Below are 19,001 nucleotides of genomic sequence, written 5' to 3'. Positions count from 1 at the left end.
AATTTCAGAAATAACAAATTATGTCAGGACATAACGAATCAATACTTAGAGAACCCTTAATCACTGGCGAAAACATTACGTATGCAAAAATTACGAATGATATTTTAGCGCCAGTCGAGAACAAGCCCAATAAAGCTTGGTGGATAGGCTTTATTTTTTCTTCGCTCGGTGCAACGCTTTGGGTTGTTTGCGTGAGCTATACCTTTTGGACAGGCATTGGTGCTTGGGGGCTTAACAAAACGGTTGGATGGGCTTGGGACATTACCGGTTTCGTTTGGTGGGTTGGTATAGGCCACGCTGGTACACTTATCTCTGCTGTATTACTACTTTTCCGCCAAAATTGGCGTAACTCTATTAACAGGTCGGCAGAAGCGATGACTATTTTTGCCGTAATTTGCGCCGCTACTTACGTTGTGTCGCACATGGGACGACCATGGTTGGCTTACTGGGTATTGCCGTTGCCAAACCAATTCGGATCCTTGTGGGTAAATTTTAACTCTCCTTTGGTTTGGGATATGTTTGCAATATCTACCTATTTCTCAGTGTCTTTATTGTTTTGGTACACAGGTTTATTACCAGACATTGCTGCCATTAGAGACCGCGGAAAAGGATGGAGAAGAAAAGTATATTCAGTTTTCTCTTTTGGCTGGACGGGAAGCGTTAAAACTTGGCAACGTTTTGAGGCGGTGTCTCTAATCTTAGCAGGTATTGCCACTCCGCTGGTACTTTCGGTGCACACCATTGTATCTATGGACTTTGCAACATCATTAATCCCAGGATGGCACACCACTATTTTCCCTCCATATTTTGTAGCAGGGGCAATATTTTCTGGGTTTGCAATGGTTCAAACTTTATTGTTGGTAACCAGAAAGGTAATGGGATTAGAGAATTACATCACCATGTTCCATATAGAATCTATGAATAAGATTATCTTATTAACAGGATCAATTGTAGGCGTGGCGTATTTAACAGAGTTTTTTATTGCTTATTATTCTGGTAATGAGTACGAGCAATACACTTTTTTAAATAGGTTTATTGGTCCGTATTGGTGGGCTGGTTGTATGATGTATGGATGTAACGTATTGATGACGCAGTTAATGTGGTTCAAAAAAGTGCGGACCAACATTCCATTGTCTTGGGTGCTATCAATTGTAGTGAATATCGGCATGTGGTTTGAGCGTTTCGTTATTATCGTACTCTCCCTACACCGTGATTTTCTTCCTTCTAGCTGGGCAATGTTTTATCCAACCTGGGTAGATATGGGTGTGTTTATTGGCTCCATTGGCTTGTTTTTTACATTGTTTTTATTGTTTTTAAGAGTATTGCCTTCGATAGCTATTGCTGAGGTAAAGCTATTATTGAAAACAGCTAGTGAGCAGTCTAAAATAAAGTTGATCGCCGAAGGACATCAAAAACCTGAAGAAGTTAAAGAGTATGTAGAGTCTTTACAGAAATTCGATAGTGTTAATCAAAAACAATACGCAAAAATATAATAATGAGCGATATTAAATATATTTTAGGCAGTTTCGGCGATCCCGACGAGATGATGCACGGGATAGACAAGCTTCAAGAAAATAACATCAAAATATTTGATGTGTACACGCCAATGCCAATCCACGGAATTGAGGATAAATTAGGAATTAAGCGTTCTAGAATTGATGTTGCAGCTTTTTGCTTTGGCATAACTGGAACCGCTGCTGGCTTTGCACTAATTTACTATTGTTCGGTAATCGACTGGAGAATGAATATTGGCGGCAAGCCGACTTTTGTATTGCCGGATTTTATTCCAATTATGTTTGAATTAACGGTGTTATTTTGTGCTTTTGGAATGGTACTTACTTATTATGCATCTACACACTTATTCCCGGGTCGGGCACCAAGAGTGATGGATTTAAGAGCTACTGACGATCGTTTCGTGGTGGCGATTGATGCGCGCGAAAATCCTGCGCATGATGTTATTGATGGATTGTTAAAAAATGCTGGTGCTTTAGAGGTAAAGTACAATGAAAGGAAGTACGTGAGCTATGAATAGGAATTTAACTTTATACACCTTATTTTTTGTTGCAGTGGTTGCGCTTGCCTTCTCTGCGTGTAAAGACAAACGGAGTACGGGGCTTGTATATGCGCCAAATATGTACGAACCTATCGCGCTTAATCCAGACCAACCCGTTTCTACTACAGATCCTTATTTGAAAAGTTTTGGCGGACATGCGCCACAGGTGCCGCCTGCACATACAAAACCAATTGGGTTTACAGTTTATGATGAGTACACGGATGATCAAGCCGGTTATGAAGCAGCAGGGAAAGAAATGGTAAATCCATTGGTAGCCGATAGTGTGACATTATTAGAAGGGCAACACCTTTTTACCGTGTTCTGTTCTCCATGTCATGGAGATAAGGGCGACGGACAAGGACATTTGGTAAAGCTAGAAAAAATCAACGGAGTACCTTCTTACTATGAGGGAAATTCGTCCAGAGGTGGTGCGATGGCAGATTTAACAGCAGGTAAGGTATACCATACGATTGAGTACGGTTTAAATAACATGGGCTCGTATGCGTCACAGATATCCCCTAATGATCGTTGGAAAGTGATAGAATGGGTTAAACATTTACAAGAAGCAAAAGGACAATAAGAAAAATAATATAAATAAATGGGAACTCACGATATAAAATTTAGTGAACAGTTTGAGTTTACAGGAAAAGTAAAAATCCTAAGTTTAGTCGGTATTTTAATCGGCGTTGCTGCTGTTGCTTATGGCTTCTTGAGCGGTGGTGAAATGATGCGCGAACGTACTTTTGCAAACCTGTTGCTTATGGCTTATTATTTTGCCTGTGTTTGCATGTCTGCCACGTTTTTTTTAGCAATACAATATGTGGCGCAAGCAGGTTGGTCTACGGCAATTTTGAGGGTACCACAAGCCATGGCCAGAACATTGCCTATTGCCTCTATCATTCTTTTGGTTATAATTAGTGCCGGGTTATTTACCCACGGTCTTTACCACCATTGGCATGCAGATGGAATTACAGATCCAAATAGTGCCAACTTTGATGCAATTATTGCCGGTAAATCGGGTTACTTAAATGTTCCCTTTTTCATGAGCCGAGAAATTATATTGTTGGGTTTATATTGTATGTTTTCTTGGTTGCTTGCAAAATATTCTTACAATGAAGACTTAGCAGGTGGACTATCCAATTACAATAAGAGCTTTAAAGTTTCTGTTATATTCTTGGTTGTTTATGGTTTTACAAGTCCAATATTTTCGTTTGATACAATTATGTCCTTAGAGGCACATTGGTTTTCTACCATGTTTGGTTGGTATAATTTTGCCGCCATGTGGGTAAGTAGTCTTGCTGTAATTGCTGTTGTTGTTATCTTGTTGAGAAGAGCAGGACACATGCCTTGGGTAAATAATAGTCATTTGCATAATCTAGGTCAATTTATTTTTGGATTTTCGATTTTCTGGACTTACACCTGGTTTGCTCAGTTTTTATTGACTTATTATGCAAATATCCCTGAAGAATCGATTTACTTCTTTAGACGTTTTGAATATTATGAATTTTGGTTCTATTTAAATCTAATCTTAAACTTTTTGGCGCCCGTGTTGCTTTTAATGGATAGGGATAATAAAAGAACTGATTTAAAACTTTTAGCGGTGGCAATATTAGTGTTGATCGGCCATTGGGTAGATTATTACCAAATGATTATGCCGGGTGCAATTAAAGATGGTTACAACGGTTTAGGAGTTTTAGAAATAGGTACTGCAATCGGTTTTGTTGGGATATTTACTTTCACAGTTTTATCTGCATTGGCTAAAAAACCTTTGGTTGCGAAAAATCATCCATTGTTGCAGGAGAGTTTGCACCACCAACTTTAATGGGTAACTGTTTAGTTTAATTAATGGTGTAGAAATACACATACCACTTAATAAAATGAGTATTAAAAAGTTTATCAAAATAAAAGCTGCCGCCGTTATGGCCATATTGTGTATGCTTTTTTCTAGCGTCGCAGCTTTTGCGCAAGATGCGGCTGCTGCTGCTGCAGCTGCACCCAAGGTAGATATGGGCGAGGTATATAAATCTGTGATTTATTACGCGTTAATTTTTCTTGCCATAAGCGTTTTCATCGCAATTATAGGGAAATCTATAAAGGTTTATGAATTGAGTAGACAGGCGCAAGGCAAAGATGTCGGGATTAATTGGAACAGGATTAACGCTATGATGTTTGCATTGGTGTTGGTCTTCGGCCTTTATGGATTGTATTGGGAATATACGGTGCACGGCGCTCAAATTTTGCCTGATGCGTCTTCTATTCATGGAAAACGAATAGATTTTATGTTTAACATTACGTTAATACTAACCACTATAGTGTTGGTTTTTACGCATATTCTTCTCTTTGGTTTCTCTTTCATTTATAGATATTCTTCCAAAAGAAGGGCTTACTATTATCCACATAATAATACGCTAGAGAAGATATGGACAATTATTCCCGCATTGGTCCTAACAGGTTTGGTTTTGATGGGGTTTTTAACTTGGAGATCTATCTTTAATAAGCCAGAGGACCCTAACAACAAGCCCTTACAAATAGAGGTTACCTCAGAACAATTTAAATGGGATTTGCGTTACCCTGGCGCAGACGGTGAAGTGGGTAGGAAAAATTACAAATTGACCACTTCTGACAATGGTCTTGGCATAGATTTTAGCGATTTAAAGTCTAGAGATGATTTATTGGCCGATGAGATGGTAATTCCTGTTAATAAACCAGTAAAGCTGCTTCTAAACAGTAAAGACGTAATTCACAGTTTTTATATGCCCCAATTTAGGGTTCAATTAAATACTGTGCCAGGTATGACTACTGTTTTTGAATTTACTCCAACAGAAACCACTGTAGAGATGCAACAAAAATTAAATGATCCGACCTTTAAGTTCCTGTTCTATTGCAACAAAGTTTGTGGATCGGGCCATTATAATATGCAAAAGGTAGTTCGTGTGGTATCTGAAAACGAATACAAAGAGTGGGTTGCAAAACAACCTGCTTATTTAAACGATAATTTAAGGAAAGAATTTAATTTGCCAATACCAATATCTGCACCTAAATCGGTTACGGATACAGCAGCTAAAGATTCTGCAAAGGTGAGTACAGGTACCATGGCAATGATTAAAAAATAATTGGAAAGCACTAGAAATATGTCAACAATAGCATTAAATCACCAAGTAGCTCATGATCATACAGATCATGGACATCATAAAGAGAGCTTGATTAGCAAGTACATCTTTAGTATGGATCATAAGATGATCGCCAAGCAATTTCTTATTACAGGTATCATCATGGCGGTAATTGCCATGAGTTTATCTATTTTATTTCGGATTCAGCTCGCTTGGCCTGATAAGAATTTCCCTTTTTTGGAAACTTTTTTAGGAAAATGGGCTGAAGGGGGGCGTATTCGACCAGATTTTTATCTCGCCTTGGTTACCATTCACGGTACAATAATGATTTTCTTTGTGCTGACAGCAGGTTTGAGTGGGACGTTTAGTAATTTACTTATCCCACTTCAAATAGGCGCACGAGATATGGCATCGCCATTCCTAAATATGCTTTCTTACTGGTTCTTTTTCACCGCCTGTGTAATTATGATGTCGTCATTTTTTATCCAAACAGGCCCTGCATCTGGTGGATGGACAGTTTATCCACCACTTTCTGCCTTGCCTACAGCCATTCCAGGCTCAGGATTGGGAATGACGCTATGGTTAATCAGTATGATTTGCTTTGTTGCTTCGTCTTTAATGGGTGGAATAAACTATGTTACAACCATTTTGAATATGCGTACCAAGGGAATGGACTTGTGGAAGATGCCGCTTACCATTTGGGCTTTCTTTTTAACTGCAATTCTCGGTATTTTGTCGTTCCCAGTATTGGTTGCAGGGGTTGTTTTGTTAATTTTTGATAGAAGTTTCGGAACTAGTTTTTATTTATCGGATATTGTAATGGGTACTACCATTCTACCAAATGAGGGTGGCTCGCCGATCTTGTGGCAGCACCTTTTCTGGTTTTTGGGCCATCCTGAGGTTTATATCGTAATTATGCCTGCGATGGGTATCGCTTCTGAAGTGATGTCTGTGAATTCTCGTAAGCCAATTTTTGGATATCATGCAATGGTTTATTCATTGATTGGGATTACCTTATTATCTTTCCTAGTATGGGGTCATCATATGTTTGTAACAGGTATGAGTCCGCTATTAGGTGGGGTTTTTATGGTGTCTACACTTATTATTGCGGTTCCTTCGGCTGTTAAAACTTTTAACTGGCTTGCCACACTTTGGCGAGGAAACATTCGATTTACACCGGCAATGTTATTCGCGATTGGTTTAGTGTCTTTCTTCATCTCTGGCGGTTTAACCGGAATTTGGTTAGGTAATGCTTCATTGGATATTACTTTACACGATACTTATTTTGTTGTGGCACACTTTCACTTAGTGATGGGATCGGCGGCTATTTTTGGAATGCTGGCCGGTGTGTATCACTGGTTTCCAAAAATGTTTGGTCGGATGATGAATCCAAAACTTGGTTATTTACACTTTTGGTTTACGTTTATAGCGGCGTACATGGTGTTTTTTCCAATGCACTTTTTGGGTTTGGATGGTGTTCCCCGTAGATATTATGCTTTTACAGAGTTTGAATTTATGAAGAAATGGCTTACGGTAAATGTATTTATTACTTGGGCAGCCATTACAGCCGCAATTGCGCAAGTAGCGTTTTTGTTTAACTTCTTCTATTCTATCTTTAAAGGTAAAAAAGCAGAGCAAAATCCATGGCAGGCAAATACACTAGAATGGACTACGCCTGTAGAGCACTTACATGGCAACTGGCCAGGAGAAATTCCAACGGTATACAGATGGCCATATGATTACAGCAAACCAGGGCATGAATTGGATTTTATTCCCCAAACTGTTCCTTTTTCTCAAACCATGAGTTCTAACTTACCGACAGATTTCGAAGGTAACGAAGAGGCAGAGAAGTTGCAGAAAGCTTGGGAAATAGAACATCCTGCAGAGGAAACTAGAGTATAGTTTTTTCCAGCGATATTTATTGAGGGTATCTGGTTAAGATTAAATAACCCAGATACCCTTTTTACTAAATAATGATATGATCAGTAGATCAGAAAGACGTTTTATTAGGATTAACTTTATTACAATAATCGTCACATTATTGGTTATTTTGGCTGGAGGAGTCGTTAGAAGTACAGGTTCTGGAATGGGATGTCCTGACTGGCCAAAGTGCTTTGGAAATTATATTCCCCCTACAAATTTGTCGGAATTGCCCGCAAATTATAAGGCGAAGTATCTTGATCAACGTCTTAAGAAAAATGAGAAGTTTGCGAAGTATTTAGACAAGTACGGATACCGTGAGCTTGCAAGCAAGATCCGAGCAGATAAGAGCATCACCCAGCCAGAGGAATTTAACGCTTATAAAACCTGGACCGAATACATCAACCGTCTTATTGGCGTTGTTACTGGAATATTTTTATTGTTAACAGCTGCTTTTTCTTTTACTTACAGAAAAACTGCGAAGCGTATTGTTGTCTTAAGTATTTTAAATATTTTTCTTGTAGGGTATCAAGCTTGGTTAGGTTCTATCGTGGTTTCTACCAATTTAACCCAATGGATAGTTACAGTTCATATGTTATTGGCATTGGTTATTCTCTCCATTAGTATTTACACTTACAGCTATGCAAAGCAACTACATAAGCAAAAATCAGTTATTATGTATCGAATTGCATGGTTAAAAGGGTTTTTACTTTTTACCTTATGCGTAAGCCTTATGCAGATTATTTTAGGTACAGAAGTGAGGGAAGGCATTGATATTGTCTCAAAGGCCTTTTTAGATGGCCATCGCGGTGCTTGGGTAGAACAGGTTGGCAACATTTTTCACTATCACAGAGATTTGGCTATACTGGTTATCGTGACAAATGGAATTGTTTACAAAATGGTCATTGACCGTTTTAGTGGTAAGGCGGCACCGCTACTTGCCGCAAAGGGGATTTTGATCTTGTTGACGATACAAATATTAAGTGGGGTAACATTGGCTTATTTAGGACTTCCTCCTGTTGCGCAGGTGCTACATTTATTATTTTCTATGATGCTTTTTTCCTTGGAATTTTATCTGTATCTGCTGGTAGAGAATACCGAAACGTACAAACATTAAGTATAAATTAATTGAAACAGATTTTTGCGGATTTTTCAAAGCTTATTAAATTTCGACTAACATTTTTGGTCGTATTTTCTGCGTCTATTTCTTTTTTGATTGGACAGAAGATGCAGATCGGACGGGGTCATATTCTAACGATTGATTGGGGAAATTGGGTAATCCTTATTGTCGGCGGTTTTTTAGTTACGGCGTCTGCAAATTGTTTTAATGAGATTATCGAAAAGGACTTAGATAAGCTAATGGCTCGCACAAAAGACAGGCCCATGCCGGCAGGGCGAATGACCACAGGTCAAGGGTTAGTTTTGGGTTTACTTATGGCTTTTTTGGGTACTTGGTTGTTAGGTAAACTTAATTTGGAGACTGGTTTATTATCAGTATTTTCTATTCTATTTTATGCTTTTTTATATACGCCTTTAAAGGCAAAATCGCCAATTGCAGTGTTTGTCGGCGCTATTCCAGGTGCACTCCCAACATTAATAGGATATTTGGCTGCATTTGGTAGTTTAAGAGCAGATCTGTTTCTAGACATCGATTACAGAATTGCAATTATCCTGTTTTCCATACAATTCGTGTGGCAATTTCCACATTTTTGGGCCATTGCTTGGGTATTGGATGACGATTATAAAAAGGCCGGCTTCAGGCTATTGCCAACTAAGAAGAGAGATGTAACATCTGCGGCTTTTACATTTATCGCAACGCTCATATTAATTCCCGTAAGCCTAATGCCAACATTCTATCATTTTGGTGGGTTTTATGTCGCTGGGGTCTCAATTGTTGCAGGGCTTGCATTTAGTTATTTAGCGTTTGTAATGTTGAAAACACTAGAACTTAAAGCCGCACGAAGGGTAATGTTTTGTTCTTTTATTTATTTGCCGGTTGTTCAACTGGTTTTATTGTTTGATTTTATTGCAAAGTAATTTATGACATCTACTATGGCAACTTTTCAAGATTCGTTTGATCCCAGACCAAAGAAATTTATCGTCTGGCTTTTCGTCGTTACGTCTACCATTATGTTTGGCGGTTTTACCAGTTATTATCTGGTGTTCGCCGCATCTAAAGGAAAAGGACATGGACTAATTTTGCCCGACGCATTTATTTATAGCACAATGATTATCATTGTCAGTAGTATTACTCTGGTATTTGCTTCAAAGGCATTAAAAAAATTGAACTTCAAGCTTCAACGGACACTTTTATCTGCCACAGCTGCTTTAGCTGTAGTGTTTGGAGTGATGCAATTTGCGGCTTGGGGAAGTATGGTGCGTACTGGAGCCACATTGGTCGGCAATAATGCTGCTATTTCATTCATATATGTAGTTTCCGGTATCCATCTATTACATATTTTAGCCGGTGTAGGTTTAATAGGCTATGCATTAATCGGAAGTTATAAAAAAATTCCGCTGCAAAAAAATACCTACAGAATGGAGATTGCATCGATTTTCTGGCATTTTATAGATATATTGTGGATATATCTGTATGTTTTTTTACTTTTGAATCGTTAAACCTATTAACAAATATATTATAACATTACCAAATGAACACAGTATCACAGTTAGATCAAGTTAAGACCGGTCCTTGGAGTGGCGGTCACTCTCCGTGGAAAGTAGAATATGGCAAAATCATGATGTGGTTTTTCCTCTTGTCGGATGCTTTTACCTTTTCCTCTCTTTTGATTTATTATGGGGCTCAGAGATTTACCAAATTCACGTGGCCTGCTCCCGATAAGGTTTTCCAGTCTATTCCGTTTATAACAGACCACGGTGCACCACTTGTATTTGTGGGTATAATGACGTTTATTTTAATTTTAAGTTCTGTTACTATGGTAATGGCTGTTGAAGCAGGACATAGAAGGTCTAAAAAGGAGGTTATTTGGTGGATGGTCGCCACAATAATTGGTGGATTGATGTTTTTAGGATGTCAGGCATTAGAATGGACCCACCTTTTTCACGATGGATTTGGTTGGGGGAAAATCCCAACACCAGAGAAATTACAGGAATTTTTTAATGGACCAGTTTCTTTAGTTGCCGGTCAGCAGTTCGCAAATTTGTTTTTTACGATAACAGGATTTCACGGATTTCACGTATTTACAGGTATAGTCATAAACATCATCATTTTAATTATGACCATTAACGGTACTTTTGAAAGAAAAGGCCATTATCTAATGGTAGAGAAGGTTGGTTTATATTGGCACTTTGTAGATTTAGTTTGGGTATTTGTATTTACCTTTTTCTATCTAGTTTAATTTTTTAATTTCAAAAAAAAGATATTATGTCGGAACATCATCAAACGGAAGTGGTAGAAGGTACTGAACACCACGGCGACGCAGGTTTATCCAAAACTAAAATATGGCAGGTTGCAGGGGTGTTGGCCTTAGTAACGGGTGTAGAATTCGTGATCGCTCTTTGGGCAATCCCTAATGGGCATATAAGCCAGCACATAGGTAATTACATCTACATTTGTTTAACCTTAGTTAAAGCTTTTTATATAGTTGCTTATTTTATGCATCTAAAATTCGAGAAATTGGGTTTGCAGCTAGTGCTTTCTCTATCATTTATAGCAATTGCGTATTTCATTGTTTTAATGTTGATTGAAGGCGCACATTTGCATAAATATATGTTCTTCAATTGATGGTCAGAAGTCCATTTAAAAAGGTTTTAATCCTGGTATGCATATTGGCCATACCAGGATTTTTATTTTCTTATTTTTTACCACATTACGCGAAGAACAGGTACAAGACCTTACAGATATTTGGCAAGAAACAAATCGCGTCAACGTTTCATACCAAACGTGGCGAAAAAATACCCGATACCATTTATCATAATGTGGGTGCCTTTAAATTTGTAAATCAACTGGGCGATTCAGTGAGTTGGGACAATTTTAGAGATAAGGTTGTCATTCTTAATCTTTTTTCCACCACAGGACCCAGCAGGGGAGTAAGCAAAAGCATTAGAGATATTGCAGATGGATACAGGAAAAATAACCTAATTTATTTTCTGAGTTTATCGGTTGATCCGAAAGACAGCGTGGCTGCTTTAAAATCTTTTGCAGCGCAAATGAATGCTAAACAAGATCATTGGGATCTGTTGGCTGGTGATACATCAAAGACCTATCCGTTCATTAGAAATGAATTGAACTTAGACATGGTTTATCACAACGAAGAGGGAAAACCAACTTTTATTTATGGAAACCAAGTGATGTTGTTAGATACAGAAAGAAGGATAAGAGGTTATTATGAAGCAACCAATGCAGAGGCATTATCCAAATTGGATGATGAGATTAAGGTCTTAGTTGCTGAATACCTCCGAAACCTAAACGACGGGCGATAGTGTTCGTTTTAATGTTAATTTGAAAAAGATGGAAAGCGAACAGTTAGAAAAGAAATATAATAAATGGATAGTCGTTTTATCGATTCTTATTCCGTTAGTAGTTGCTACGCTTTTCGTAGTGAAGATTCCAAATGCTCGACCGTTACATTTTCTTCCCCCTATTTACGCTACCATAAACGGAATAACAGCCATTTTACTCGTCTCAGCAGTTTGGGCAATTAAGCAAGGGAAGATTACCTTGCATCAAAGATTAATGAAAACCGCAATCGGATGTTCGTTGGTATTTTTGCTGATGTACATTGCCTATCACATGACCACCCCCAGTACAAAATTTGGTGGATCAGACAACATCAGGCCTATCTATTTTTTTATTTTAATTACACATATCATTTTATCTATAGCAACCATTCCTCTGGTGCTGATTACTTTTGTTAGGGCTTTAGCAAAGCGATTTGACAAGCACAAAAAAATAGCAAAAGTAACTTTCCCAATATGGTTATATGTTGCTGTAACAGGAGTTGTTGTTTACTTAATGATTTCGCCTTATTACCTTCATTAAACAGCTTTTTAGGTATGCTTTTGAAATATTATGACACAATTCTTAAGTACCTAGAAATCTTATTTATTTATCTTTGTATCGATGAAAAAAATATTGTTTTGCTGTTTATTGACGCTTAGCCCTCTTTTTCTTTTTTTACAAAATTCTTATGCCCAGTGCGCCATGTGCGCAATAAATGCCGAGCAGGGCGTAAAAAACGGGAACACGCAAGGTGTCGGTTTAAATTCTGGTATTATGTATCTGTTATTTATTCCCTATATTTTGGTTTTGGTAGTTGGAATAATTTGGTACAAAAAATTTCGTAAAAAGGTAGTCCATCTTAATATGAAAAACGAGCATATTAATCTAAATTGATTGTGGCGGAGAAAACTTCCAAGCTGTATGCCATTGTGCATGCAAAATGTCCTTATTGTAGAAGGAGCGATGTCTTTACCGGCACGATGTATGGCTTTGACATTCAGCGTACAAAAGAATTTTGCGACCATTGCGGTCAACGTATGGAAATTGAACCTGGATATTTCTATGCAGCCATGTATGTAAGTTATGCGATGAATGTAGCCGAGATGCTTGGGGTGAGCCTAATCGTTTATCTTTTCGTTGGCGGCCTTTCAGACGAAAACTTTATGTATTATTTAGTGTCTATTTTCGGAACATGTTTTCTCTTATATCCCTTAAATTTTAGATATTCTAGAATTTTGTTGCTACACTTACTATCGCCAAACATTCGGTACAAGCCACAGTACGACACCAAAATTTTAAATAGGTCTTAAGGCCTTTATTTTTTCTAAAGTTTTTTTAATTGACTTTTTTACGGGAAAAATTATTTTAAACTTTTATCAAAATTATTGATATCGGCCATGCTGAAAAAACAAACCTTAGATTTTATAGAGGCTGTAGTTGCCAATAATAACCGAGAATGGTTTGCCGAAAATAAACATTTGTATGAGGAGGCAAGACTTGATGTGCTTGAATTTGCGTCTGTACTCATTCCTAAGTTGGCAAAAGTAGATCCAATGATTTCTGCAGACACAGATCCAAAGAAGTGTTTGATGCGCATTTATCGCGATGTTAGGTTTAGTAAAAATAAAGACCCATACAAAACCAATTTCGGAATGTGGTTTTCTGCAAATGGAAAAGGTGGAAACGAGCCCGGTTATTACCTAAATATCGCTCCGGGAGCATCTTTTTTAGCAGGTGGCTATTGGATGCCTGAAGCTGTACACTTAAAATTGATTAGGCAGGAGATTGACTATAATGCCGCGGGATTTAACGAAATTATAAATAATCCTAGTTTTAGTAAGCATTTTTCTTTATTGGGCAACAGCGCCTTAAAAAAGGCCCCCAAAGGTTACGATGCGGACGATCCAAACATAGCTTTGTTAAAGCTGAAGAGTTTTGAGGTGATTACAAAGTTAGCGGATAACGAACTTTTTAAATCAACCATCGTTGATAAGTTGATAAGTTCCTATCAGATAATACACCCATTTGTAGCATTTTTGCGAGACGCTGTAAAACAATAGCTTTACAGATCTTTTAAATCACTCAATTAAATTTAATGAAAAATCTAATTTCTTTTTTTGCACTGTTTCTATTTGTTTGCACAGTAAGCTCTTGCGTGGTCATGTCTCCCAAAAAATATAAAGCGTTGTTAGGCTCTAAAGATTCTTTATACACCGCCTATAATGAGGGCTTGGTAAGGATAGAAAACTTAGAGAAGGAAGCCTTAAAGTTAAAGAAAGATACTTCTATGATGGCAGATGAATTGAGGGGCTTACAAGGTGATTATAATGTAATGGATGCAGATTACAAGAAAGTAAAGAGCAATTCATCCACACAGATCAGCAAACTTTCGGATGACTTGGCGGCAAGAGAAAAGCGCTTAAAGGAAGTGGAAGATGCGTTGAAGAAACGTGATGCAGCTACAAACGCGTTGAAAGAAAAGCTTAACCAAGCATTGCTAGGATTTACAAAAAGCGGCTTAACGGTAGACATTAGAAATGGCAAAGTCTATGTGTCGCTGATGGATAAATTGCTATTCCCATCGGGAAGTATTATTATAGATGAAAAGGGAAAGCAGGCATTAAGTCAATTGGCTGGTGTTTTAAAACAGCAGCCAGAGATTAACATTGCAGTTGAAGGACATACTGATAATCAAAAAATTAATAATCTCGGTCAGATTAAAGACAATTGGGATTTGAGTGTTTTACGCGCAACTTCTGTGGTTCGGTATTTAACCTCAAATGAAAGTGTAGATGGAATTAGGATGACGGCAACTGGAAAAGGTGAGTTTCAGCCCTTAGACAGCAATGCAACCTCCGACGGACGAAGCAAAAATAGGCGGATTGAAATAGTCCTTTCTCCAAAATTAGATGAACTTTACAATTTAATTAAGTAATTTTTTCGCTTCCGCAAATAAACCTGGCTCCTTTGGAAAAAACAGCATTGTTAGCAAAATATATGTCTCCGGCAGCGGCGCCAATTATTGCAAAATGGATCGATTATTTTCAATGCGAGTTCAAGATTTCTAGAACGCGAAACACCAAGCTTGGCGATTATAGACATCCTTATGGGGATAGGGGTCATCGAATTTCTGTAAATTTTAACTTAAATGAGTATGCATTTCTAATAACAACGGTACATGAGTTTGCACATTTGCTTACTTGGAACGAGCACAAGAGTAAGGTTAAGCCACATGGCTTAGAATGGAAAAATAATTTTAAAAAAATGATGATTCCAATTTTTGGTTTGCAAGTTTTTCCGCCAGATGTACAACAAGCCATAAATCAGTATATGGCCAATCCTGCGGCTTCCAGTTGCGGAGATTTGCATTTAGCTAGAACATTAAAAGCATACGACGTACTTAAAGACGATGTGCTTCACTTAGAGCAGTTGCCAAAAGATGCGTTATTTAAAATTAAAGATGGACGCCGGTTTTCTAAGGGCGAACGCTTACGCAAACGCTATCGTTGTGTTTGTTTAGACGATAGGAGGCTGTTCCTATTTAATCCGTTGGCGGAAGTCTTTTTAGTTGAGTAGCGTTAAGAAGCGTCAAAAAAAAAATCGCGCTTCGGGATGTTAGGCTTGCGAATCAGGTAAGATAACATAAGGCAGATTTTCCGAATCTGTAAATTTAAAAGCGCTAGAGCATCATTTCATGCGATTGCAAACCCCTATTTATCAATTGATCAACATCACCCCAACAGATTATCTCGAATAGCAGGCTTTGTGGAACATTAAGGCGCCCACCTAAACTTCCTTATTTATATTTAAATGAACTCAAACTTATCCCCATCAAATAGTCCCTTATCACTCAGTTTTAAACTAGGAATAACCAACAACGCCATAAAAGAAAGCGTCATAAAAGGAGCTGAAAGTTTAGAACCCATATTTTTCGCCATCAGGTCTATAGAAGTGTAGGCTTTCGCAACTTCATAGCCGTCTTTATTGCTCATTAAACCTGCAATTGGAAGTGGCAATACTTCTTCCTTCTTGCCGTCGACAGCGCAAATACCACCTTTATGTTGTATAATTAGATTTACAGCACGGCAAAGACTTTCATCATCTACGCCAACCGCAATAATATTATGGCTATCGTGTGCGACACTGCTGGCAATGGCACCAATCTTTATCCCGAAGTTTCTAATAAATGCTTTTGCTATTGGCGCATCAAAATACCTATTTACAACTACCATTTTTAATAGGTCATTTTCTGTGTTGCTAACAATATTTCCCCCGACGACTGTCGGTTTTAAATCTAATCTATTGGTAATTAATTGCTCATCTAAAGCCCCTATTACCGCAATGGTTTCTTCACCGGAAAAAGGATAGGTAAAATCTGCTACATTCTTAATGTGGCAATTAAAATTATTTAGCAGTTGGCTCTCATTATAGGAACGCTCAAAACCTATGGCAATCCCGTTTTCTGCAATCAATTTTCCATTAAGGTAGGTTTGAAGCACTTCAAAATCAGTTAAGTTTTTTACCAAGATGAAATCGGCAGGATTTCTAACAACTAATTTACCAACCTTTAAACCGTAATGTGCAATTGGGTTGATGCAAGCTGCGCGCAACACATTAAAAACATCTGCGCCTTTCGCTATGGCTCGTTTGCAAAGATGATTGATGTGTCCTAAAACTAGAGAATCAGGGTGCTTATCATCACTGCAAAACATTATTTTTTCCGGCCATTGATCAATCAAGCCAACCAACGCTTCGAAATTTTTGGCTGCAGAACCTTCACGAATCAAAATGTGCATTCCGCGTTCTAGTTTTTCTAAAGCTTCAGCTTCGGTAAAACATTCGTGGTCTGTAGAAATGCCGGCGTCGATATATTTTTGTAAACCGTCGCCCTGCAATCCCGGTGCGTGGCCGTCAACTGGTTTTCCTAGCTTTTTGGCGATCGCTATTTTCTTTAAAACTTCTTTATCATCGTTTAATACCCCAGGGAAATTCATCATTTCTGTGAGGTAAACAATTTCTGGCCTTTCTAAAAGTTCTTCAATTTCGTTGGAAGTGATTTCTGCTCCGGCAGTTTCAAAAATAGTTGCAGGAACGCAACTTGGCGCACCAAAGTAGAATTTAAAAGGCGTGTTATTCCCATCGGCAATCATAAAATCTACTCCAGATACACCACAAACGTTTGCAATTTCATGCGGATCGCTTACCGTAGCAACCGTTCCATGCACCACGGCTAGTTTCGCAAACTCGCGTGGAATGAGCATACTGCTTTCGATGTGCACGTGGCTATCTATAAATCCTGGAAGGATAAAGGGCGCTTCGGTTTTCTGTTCACCTATTCTATCAATTGCAGCTATTTTTCCATCTGCTATGGCTAGCTCAGCAAAGAATATTTCTTTTCCTAAAATATCAACAAAATTTCCTTCAACTTTAAAACTCATATTTTTTTGTCATTCGTTCGCAGCAGCGAAGTTTAAAAGTTAATCAATTTTTCAATCTGCTCTTTCAATCTAGCTTTTGCCAAAAAATTTTCTTCCAATAATTTATTCATCGGAATTGGGGTGTCTAAACTTGCACAACGCATCACAGGCGCGTCTAAAAAACGAAAGCAATGTTCTCCAATCCAGGCAGAAATTTCTGCTCCGAAACCGCTTGTTAATGTATCTTCGTGAAGAATTAAAACTCTTCCGGTTGCTTTGGTAGCTTCTGATACAGTTTCTTTGTCCCAAGGTTGCAACGTTCTCAAATCAACCAAATGCATACCGCAAAGCGGATCTTTGCTTAAATAATCCAGTGCCCAATGCACGCCAAGCCCATAGGTAATAATGGTGAAGGTATTTCCTTTGGCTAGCAAAGCTGCTTTGCCAATTTCTATGGTGTAATAGCCTTCTGGTACGTTTCCAATTAAACTACGATACAAGTATTTATGCTCAAAATACAAAACCGGATTAGGGTCTTCTATTGCGGCCAGCAACAAACCTTTTGCCTCATTCGGAAAAGCAGGATAAACAATTTTTAATCCAGGAGTTTTGGTAAACCAAGCCTCATTGCTTTGCGAATGAAAAGGACCGGCGCCAGTTCCTGCACCAGTGGGCATCCGAATCACCACGTCTGCCTTTTCGCCCCAGCGATAATGGCTTTTGGATAAGTTGTTTATAATTTGATTAAAAGCGACCGTTACAAAATCGGCAAATTGCATTTCTACCACACTTTTAAAACCGTTGATTGATAAGCCAAATGCCGCACCCACAATGGCCGATTCGCAAATAGGCGTGTTTCTTACCCTTTCTTTCCCAAATTTGTATACAAATCCATCTGTAATTTTAAAAGCTCCGCCATATTCTGCAATGTCCTGCCCCATTAAAATCAAATTTGTATGTTGCTGCATGGCTAAATCTAATCCATCTGTTATGGCATCTATGTATCTTTTATTATTTGAGAGGCTTCCGGGTTCAACAACCTGTTGGAGATGTGGAAAATACACATCATGTTCCTCTTGTCGTGTATCCACAGTTGGTTCAGGTTCTAAAAAGGCCACTTCGACTTCTGAGGAAATTTCTCTTTTAAATGCGTTTTTAAAATCTTCTATTTTTTTAGCATTTAGGATGCCTTCGCCAACAAGATACTGTTCGAAATTGCTAAGCGGATCCTTGGCTGCCCATTCGGTAAACAAATCTGTAGGCACATATTTAATGCCTGATGCTTCCTCATGACCACGCATTCTAAAAGTCATGCATTCTAACAAAACTGGTCGAGGATTTTTACGGATATCCTCTGACACCTTTGAGACGGTATTATATACTTCGAGTACATTGTTTCCGTCAATTTGAATGCCTTCTATGCCATAGCCAATAGCCCGATCTACCAGGTTTTTACAGTGATATTGTTCATTTATTGGGGTAGAAAGGCCGTAACCATTGTTCTCGATTAGAAAAATAACGGGTAAATTCCAAACAGAGGCAACATTCAAAGCCTCATGAAAATCACCTTCGCTTGTTGCGCCTTCGCCGGTAAAAACCAAAGTTGCTTTGTTTGTCTTGCGAAGTTTATCTGCCAAAGCAATCCCATCTGCTACCGCCATTTGTGGTCCCAAATGAGAAATCATTCCAATGATGTGGTACACTTGCGAACCGAAATGAAAAGATCGATCTCGTCCTTTAGTAAAGCCAGTTGCTTTTCCTTGCCATTGCGAAATCAGCTTTTTTAGCGCAATATCTCTGGCAGTAAAAACGCCTAGGTTTCGGTGCATGGGTAGAATATACTCGTCAGTCTGCATGGCTAGCGTACTTCCTACGGCTATCCCTTCTTGACCAATGCCTGAGAACCATTTTCCAATTCTGCCCTGGCGCAACAGAATGAGCATTTTTTCTTCAACCAACCTTGGATATAATAACTTTTTATAAAGTTCCTCTAGAAATTTGTCAGTGTGTTGTAGTCGGTCGAAGTGCATGGCAGAGCG

General features: G+C 38.4%; 19 protein-coding genes. 17 read left to right on the top strand and 2 right to left on the bottom strand.

What is annotated here, in order from left to right:
- Positions 1-20 precede the first annotated feature (20 nt).
- From nrfD to ACVWYG_RS10400, 17 genes are all read left to right on the top strand, one after another.
- Entirely contained in the window at positions 21-1,493 is a 1,473-nt protein-coding gene (gene nrfD / locus ACVWYG_RS10480) for an NrfD/PsrC family molybdoenzyme membrane anchor subunit (RefSeq protein ID WP_457270169.1), read from the top strand.
- A gap of 2 nt (positions 1,494-1,495) precedes the next feature.
- Complete coding sequence (locus ACVWYG_RS10475) at positions 1,496-2,032, top strand: DUF3341 domain-containing protein (RefSeq protein WP_457270168.1); 537 nt, start codon at positions 1,496-1,498, stop codon at positions 2,030-2,032.
- Positions 2,025-2,633: a c-type cytochrome gene (locus ACVWYG_RS10470; protein WP_457270167.1), complete on the top strand. Its 609-nt coding sequence runs from the start codon at positions 2,025-2,027 to the stop codon at positions 2,631-2,633. Before ACVWYG_RS10475 ends, ACVWYG_RS10470 begins: the two co-directional genes overlap by 8 nt.
- A gap of 18 nt (positions 2,634-2,651) precedes the next feature.
- The gene (locus tag ACVWYG_RS10465) at positions 2,652-3,875 is read left to right on the top strand and encodes a quinol:cytochrome C oxidoreductase (RefSeq protein WP_457270166.1); all 1,224 of its coding nucleotides are present in this window, start codon (positions 2,652-2,654) and stop codon (positions 3,873-3,875) included.
- A gap of 55 nt (positions 3,876-3,930) precedes the next feature.
- Positions 3,931-5,166, top strand: a complete 1,236-nt coding sequence (locus ACVWYG_RS10460; RefSeq protein ID WP_457270165.1) for a cytochrome c oxidase subunit II — start codon at positions 3,931-3,933, stop codon at positions 5,164-5,166.
- 18 nt (positions 5,167-5,184) lie between these two features.
- The gene (locus ACVWYG_RS10455) at positions 5,185-7,065 is read left to right on the top strand and encodes a cytochrome c oxidase subunit I (RefSeq protein ID WP_457270164.1); all 1,881 of its coding nucleotides are present in this window, start codon (positions 5,185-5,187) and stop codon (positions 7,063-7,065) included.
- A gap of 76 nt (positions 7,066-7,141) precedes the next feature.
- Positions 7,142-8,200 (top strand): COX15/CtaA family protein, encoded by a 1,059-nt coding sequence (locus ACVWYG_RS10450; RefSeq protein ID WP_457270163.1) that lies wholly within the window; start codon positions 7,142-7,144, stop codon positions 8,198-8,200.
- Between the two features lie 11 nt (positions 8,201-8,211).
- Complete coding sequence (gene cyoE, locus ACVWYG_RS10445) at positions 8,212-9,120, top strand: heme o synthase (protein WP_457270162.1); 909 nt, start codon at positions 8,212-8,214, stop codon at positions 9,118-9,120.
- Positions 9,121-9,123: 3 nt separating this feature from the next.
- Positions 9,124-9,702, top strand: a complete 579-nt coding sequence (locus ACVWYG_RS10440) for a cytochrome c oxidase subunit 3 (RefSeq protein WP_457270161.1) — start codon at positions 9,124-9,126, stop codon at positions 9,700-9,702.
- Between the two features lie 32 nt (positions 9,703-9,734).
- Positions 9,735-10,442 (top strand): cytochrome c oxidase subunit 3, encoded by a 708-nt coding sequence (locus tag ACVWYG_RS10435; RefSeq protein WP_457270160.1) that lies wholly within the window; start codon positions 9,735-9,737, stop codon positions 10,440-10,442.
- 26 nt (positions 10,443-10,468) lie between these two features.
- A complete protein-coding gene (locus ACVWYG_RS10430) occupies positions 10,469-10,828 on the top strand; it encodes a cytochrome C oxidase subunit IV family protein (RefSeq protein ID WP_457270159.1) in 360 nt (119 codons plus the stop codon).
- The gene (locus tag ACVWYG_RS10425) at positions 10,828-11,526 is read left to right on the top strand and encodes an SCO family protein (RefSeq protein ID WP_457270158.1); all 699 of its coding nucleotides are present in this window, start codon (positions 10,828-10,830) and stop codon (positions 11,524-11,526) included. The genes ACVWYG_RS10430 and ACVWYG_RS10425 overlap by 1 nt, the downstream gene beginning before the upstream one ends.
- A gap of 28 nt (positions 11,527-11,554) precedes the next feature.
- Complete coding sequence (locus tag ACVWYG_RS10420) at positions 11,555-12,085, top strand: DUF420 domain-containing protein (protein ID WP_457270157.1); 531 nt, start codon at positions 11,555-11,557, stop codon at positions 12,083-12,085.
- A gap of 356 nt (positions 12,086-12,441) precedes the next feature.
- Positions 12,442-12,855, top strand: a complete 414-nt coding sequence (locus ACVWYG_RS10415) for a DUF983 domain-containing protein (RefSeq protein WP_457270156.1) — start codon at positions 12,442-12,444, stop codon at positions 12,853-12,855.
- 87 nt (positions 12,856-12,942) lie between these two features.
- Positions 12,943-13,605: a DUF2461 domain-containing protein gene (locus tag ACVWYG_RS10410; RefSeq protein ID WP_457270155.1), complete on the top strand. Its 663-nt coding sequence runs from the start codon at positions 12,943-12,945 to the stop codon at positions 13,603-13,605.
- Between the two features lie 101 nt (positions 13,606-13,706).
- Entirely contained in the window at positions 13,707-14,480 is a 774-nt protein-coding gene (locus tag ACVWYG_RS10405) for an OmpA/MotB family protein (RefSeq protein WP_457270154.1), read from the top strand.
- A 32-nt stretch (positions 14,481-14,512) separates the two neighbouring features.
- Entirely contained in the window at positions 14,513-15,121 is a 609-nt protein-coding gene (locus ACVWYG_RS10400; protein WP_457270153.1) for a sprT domain-containing protein, read from the top strand.
- Positions 15,122-15,351: 230 nt separating this feature from the next.
- Here ACVWYG_RS10400 and ade read toward each other — a convergent pair whose 3' ends face one another.
- Both ade and ACVWYG_RS10390 read right to left on the bottom strand, forming a co-directional pair.
- The gene (gene ade, locus ACVWYG_RS10395) at positions 15,352-16,983 is read right to left on the bottom strand and encodes an adenine deaminase (protein WP_457270152.1); all 1,632 of its coding nucleotides are present in this window, start codon (positions 16,981-16,983) and stop codon (positions 15,352-15,354) included.
- Between the two features lie 32 nt (positions 16,984-17,015).
- Positions 17,016-18,992, bottom strand: coding sequence for an alpha-ketoacid dehydrogenase subunit alpha/beta (locus ACVWYG_RS10390; RefSeq protein ID WP_457270151.1), 1,977 nt, complete (start codon positions 18,990-18,992; stop codon positions 17,016-17,018).
- Between the last annotated feature and the right edge of the window lie 9 nt (positions 18,993-19,001).

It is taken from the genome of Pedobacter sp. UYEF25 (assembly GCF_054061655.1).
Note: the sequence above shows the minus strand (reverse complement) of the source record. Positions and strands in the feature narration are given on the sequence as shown.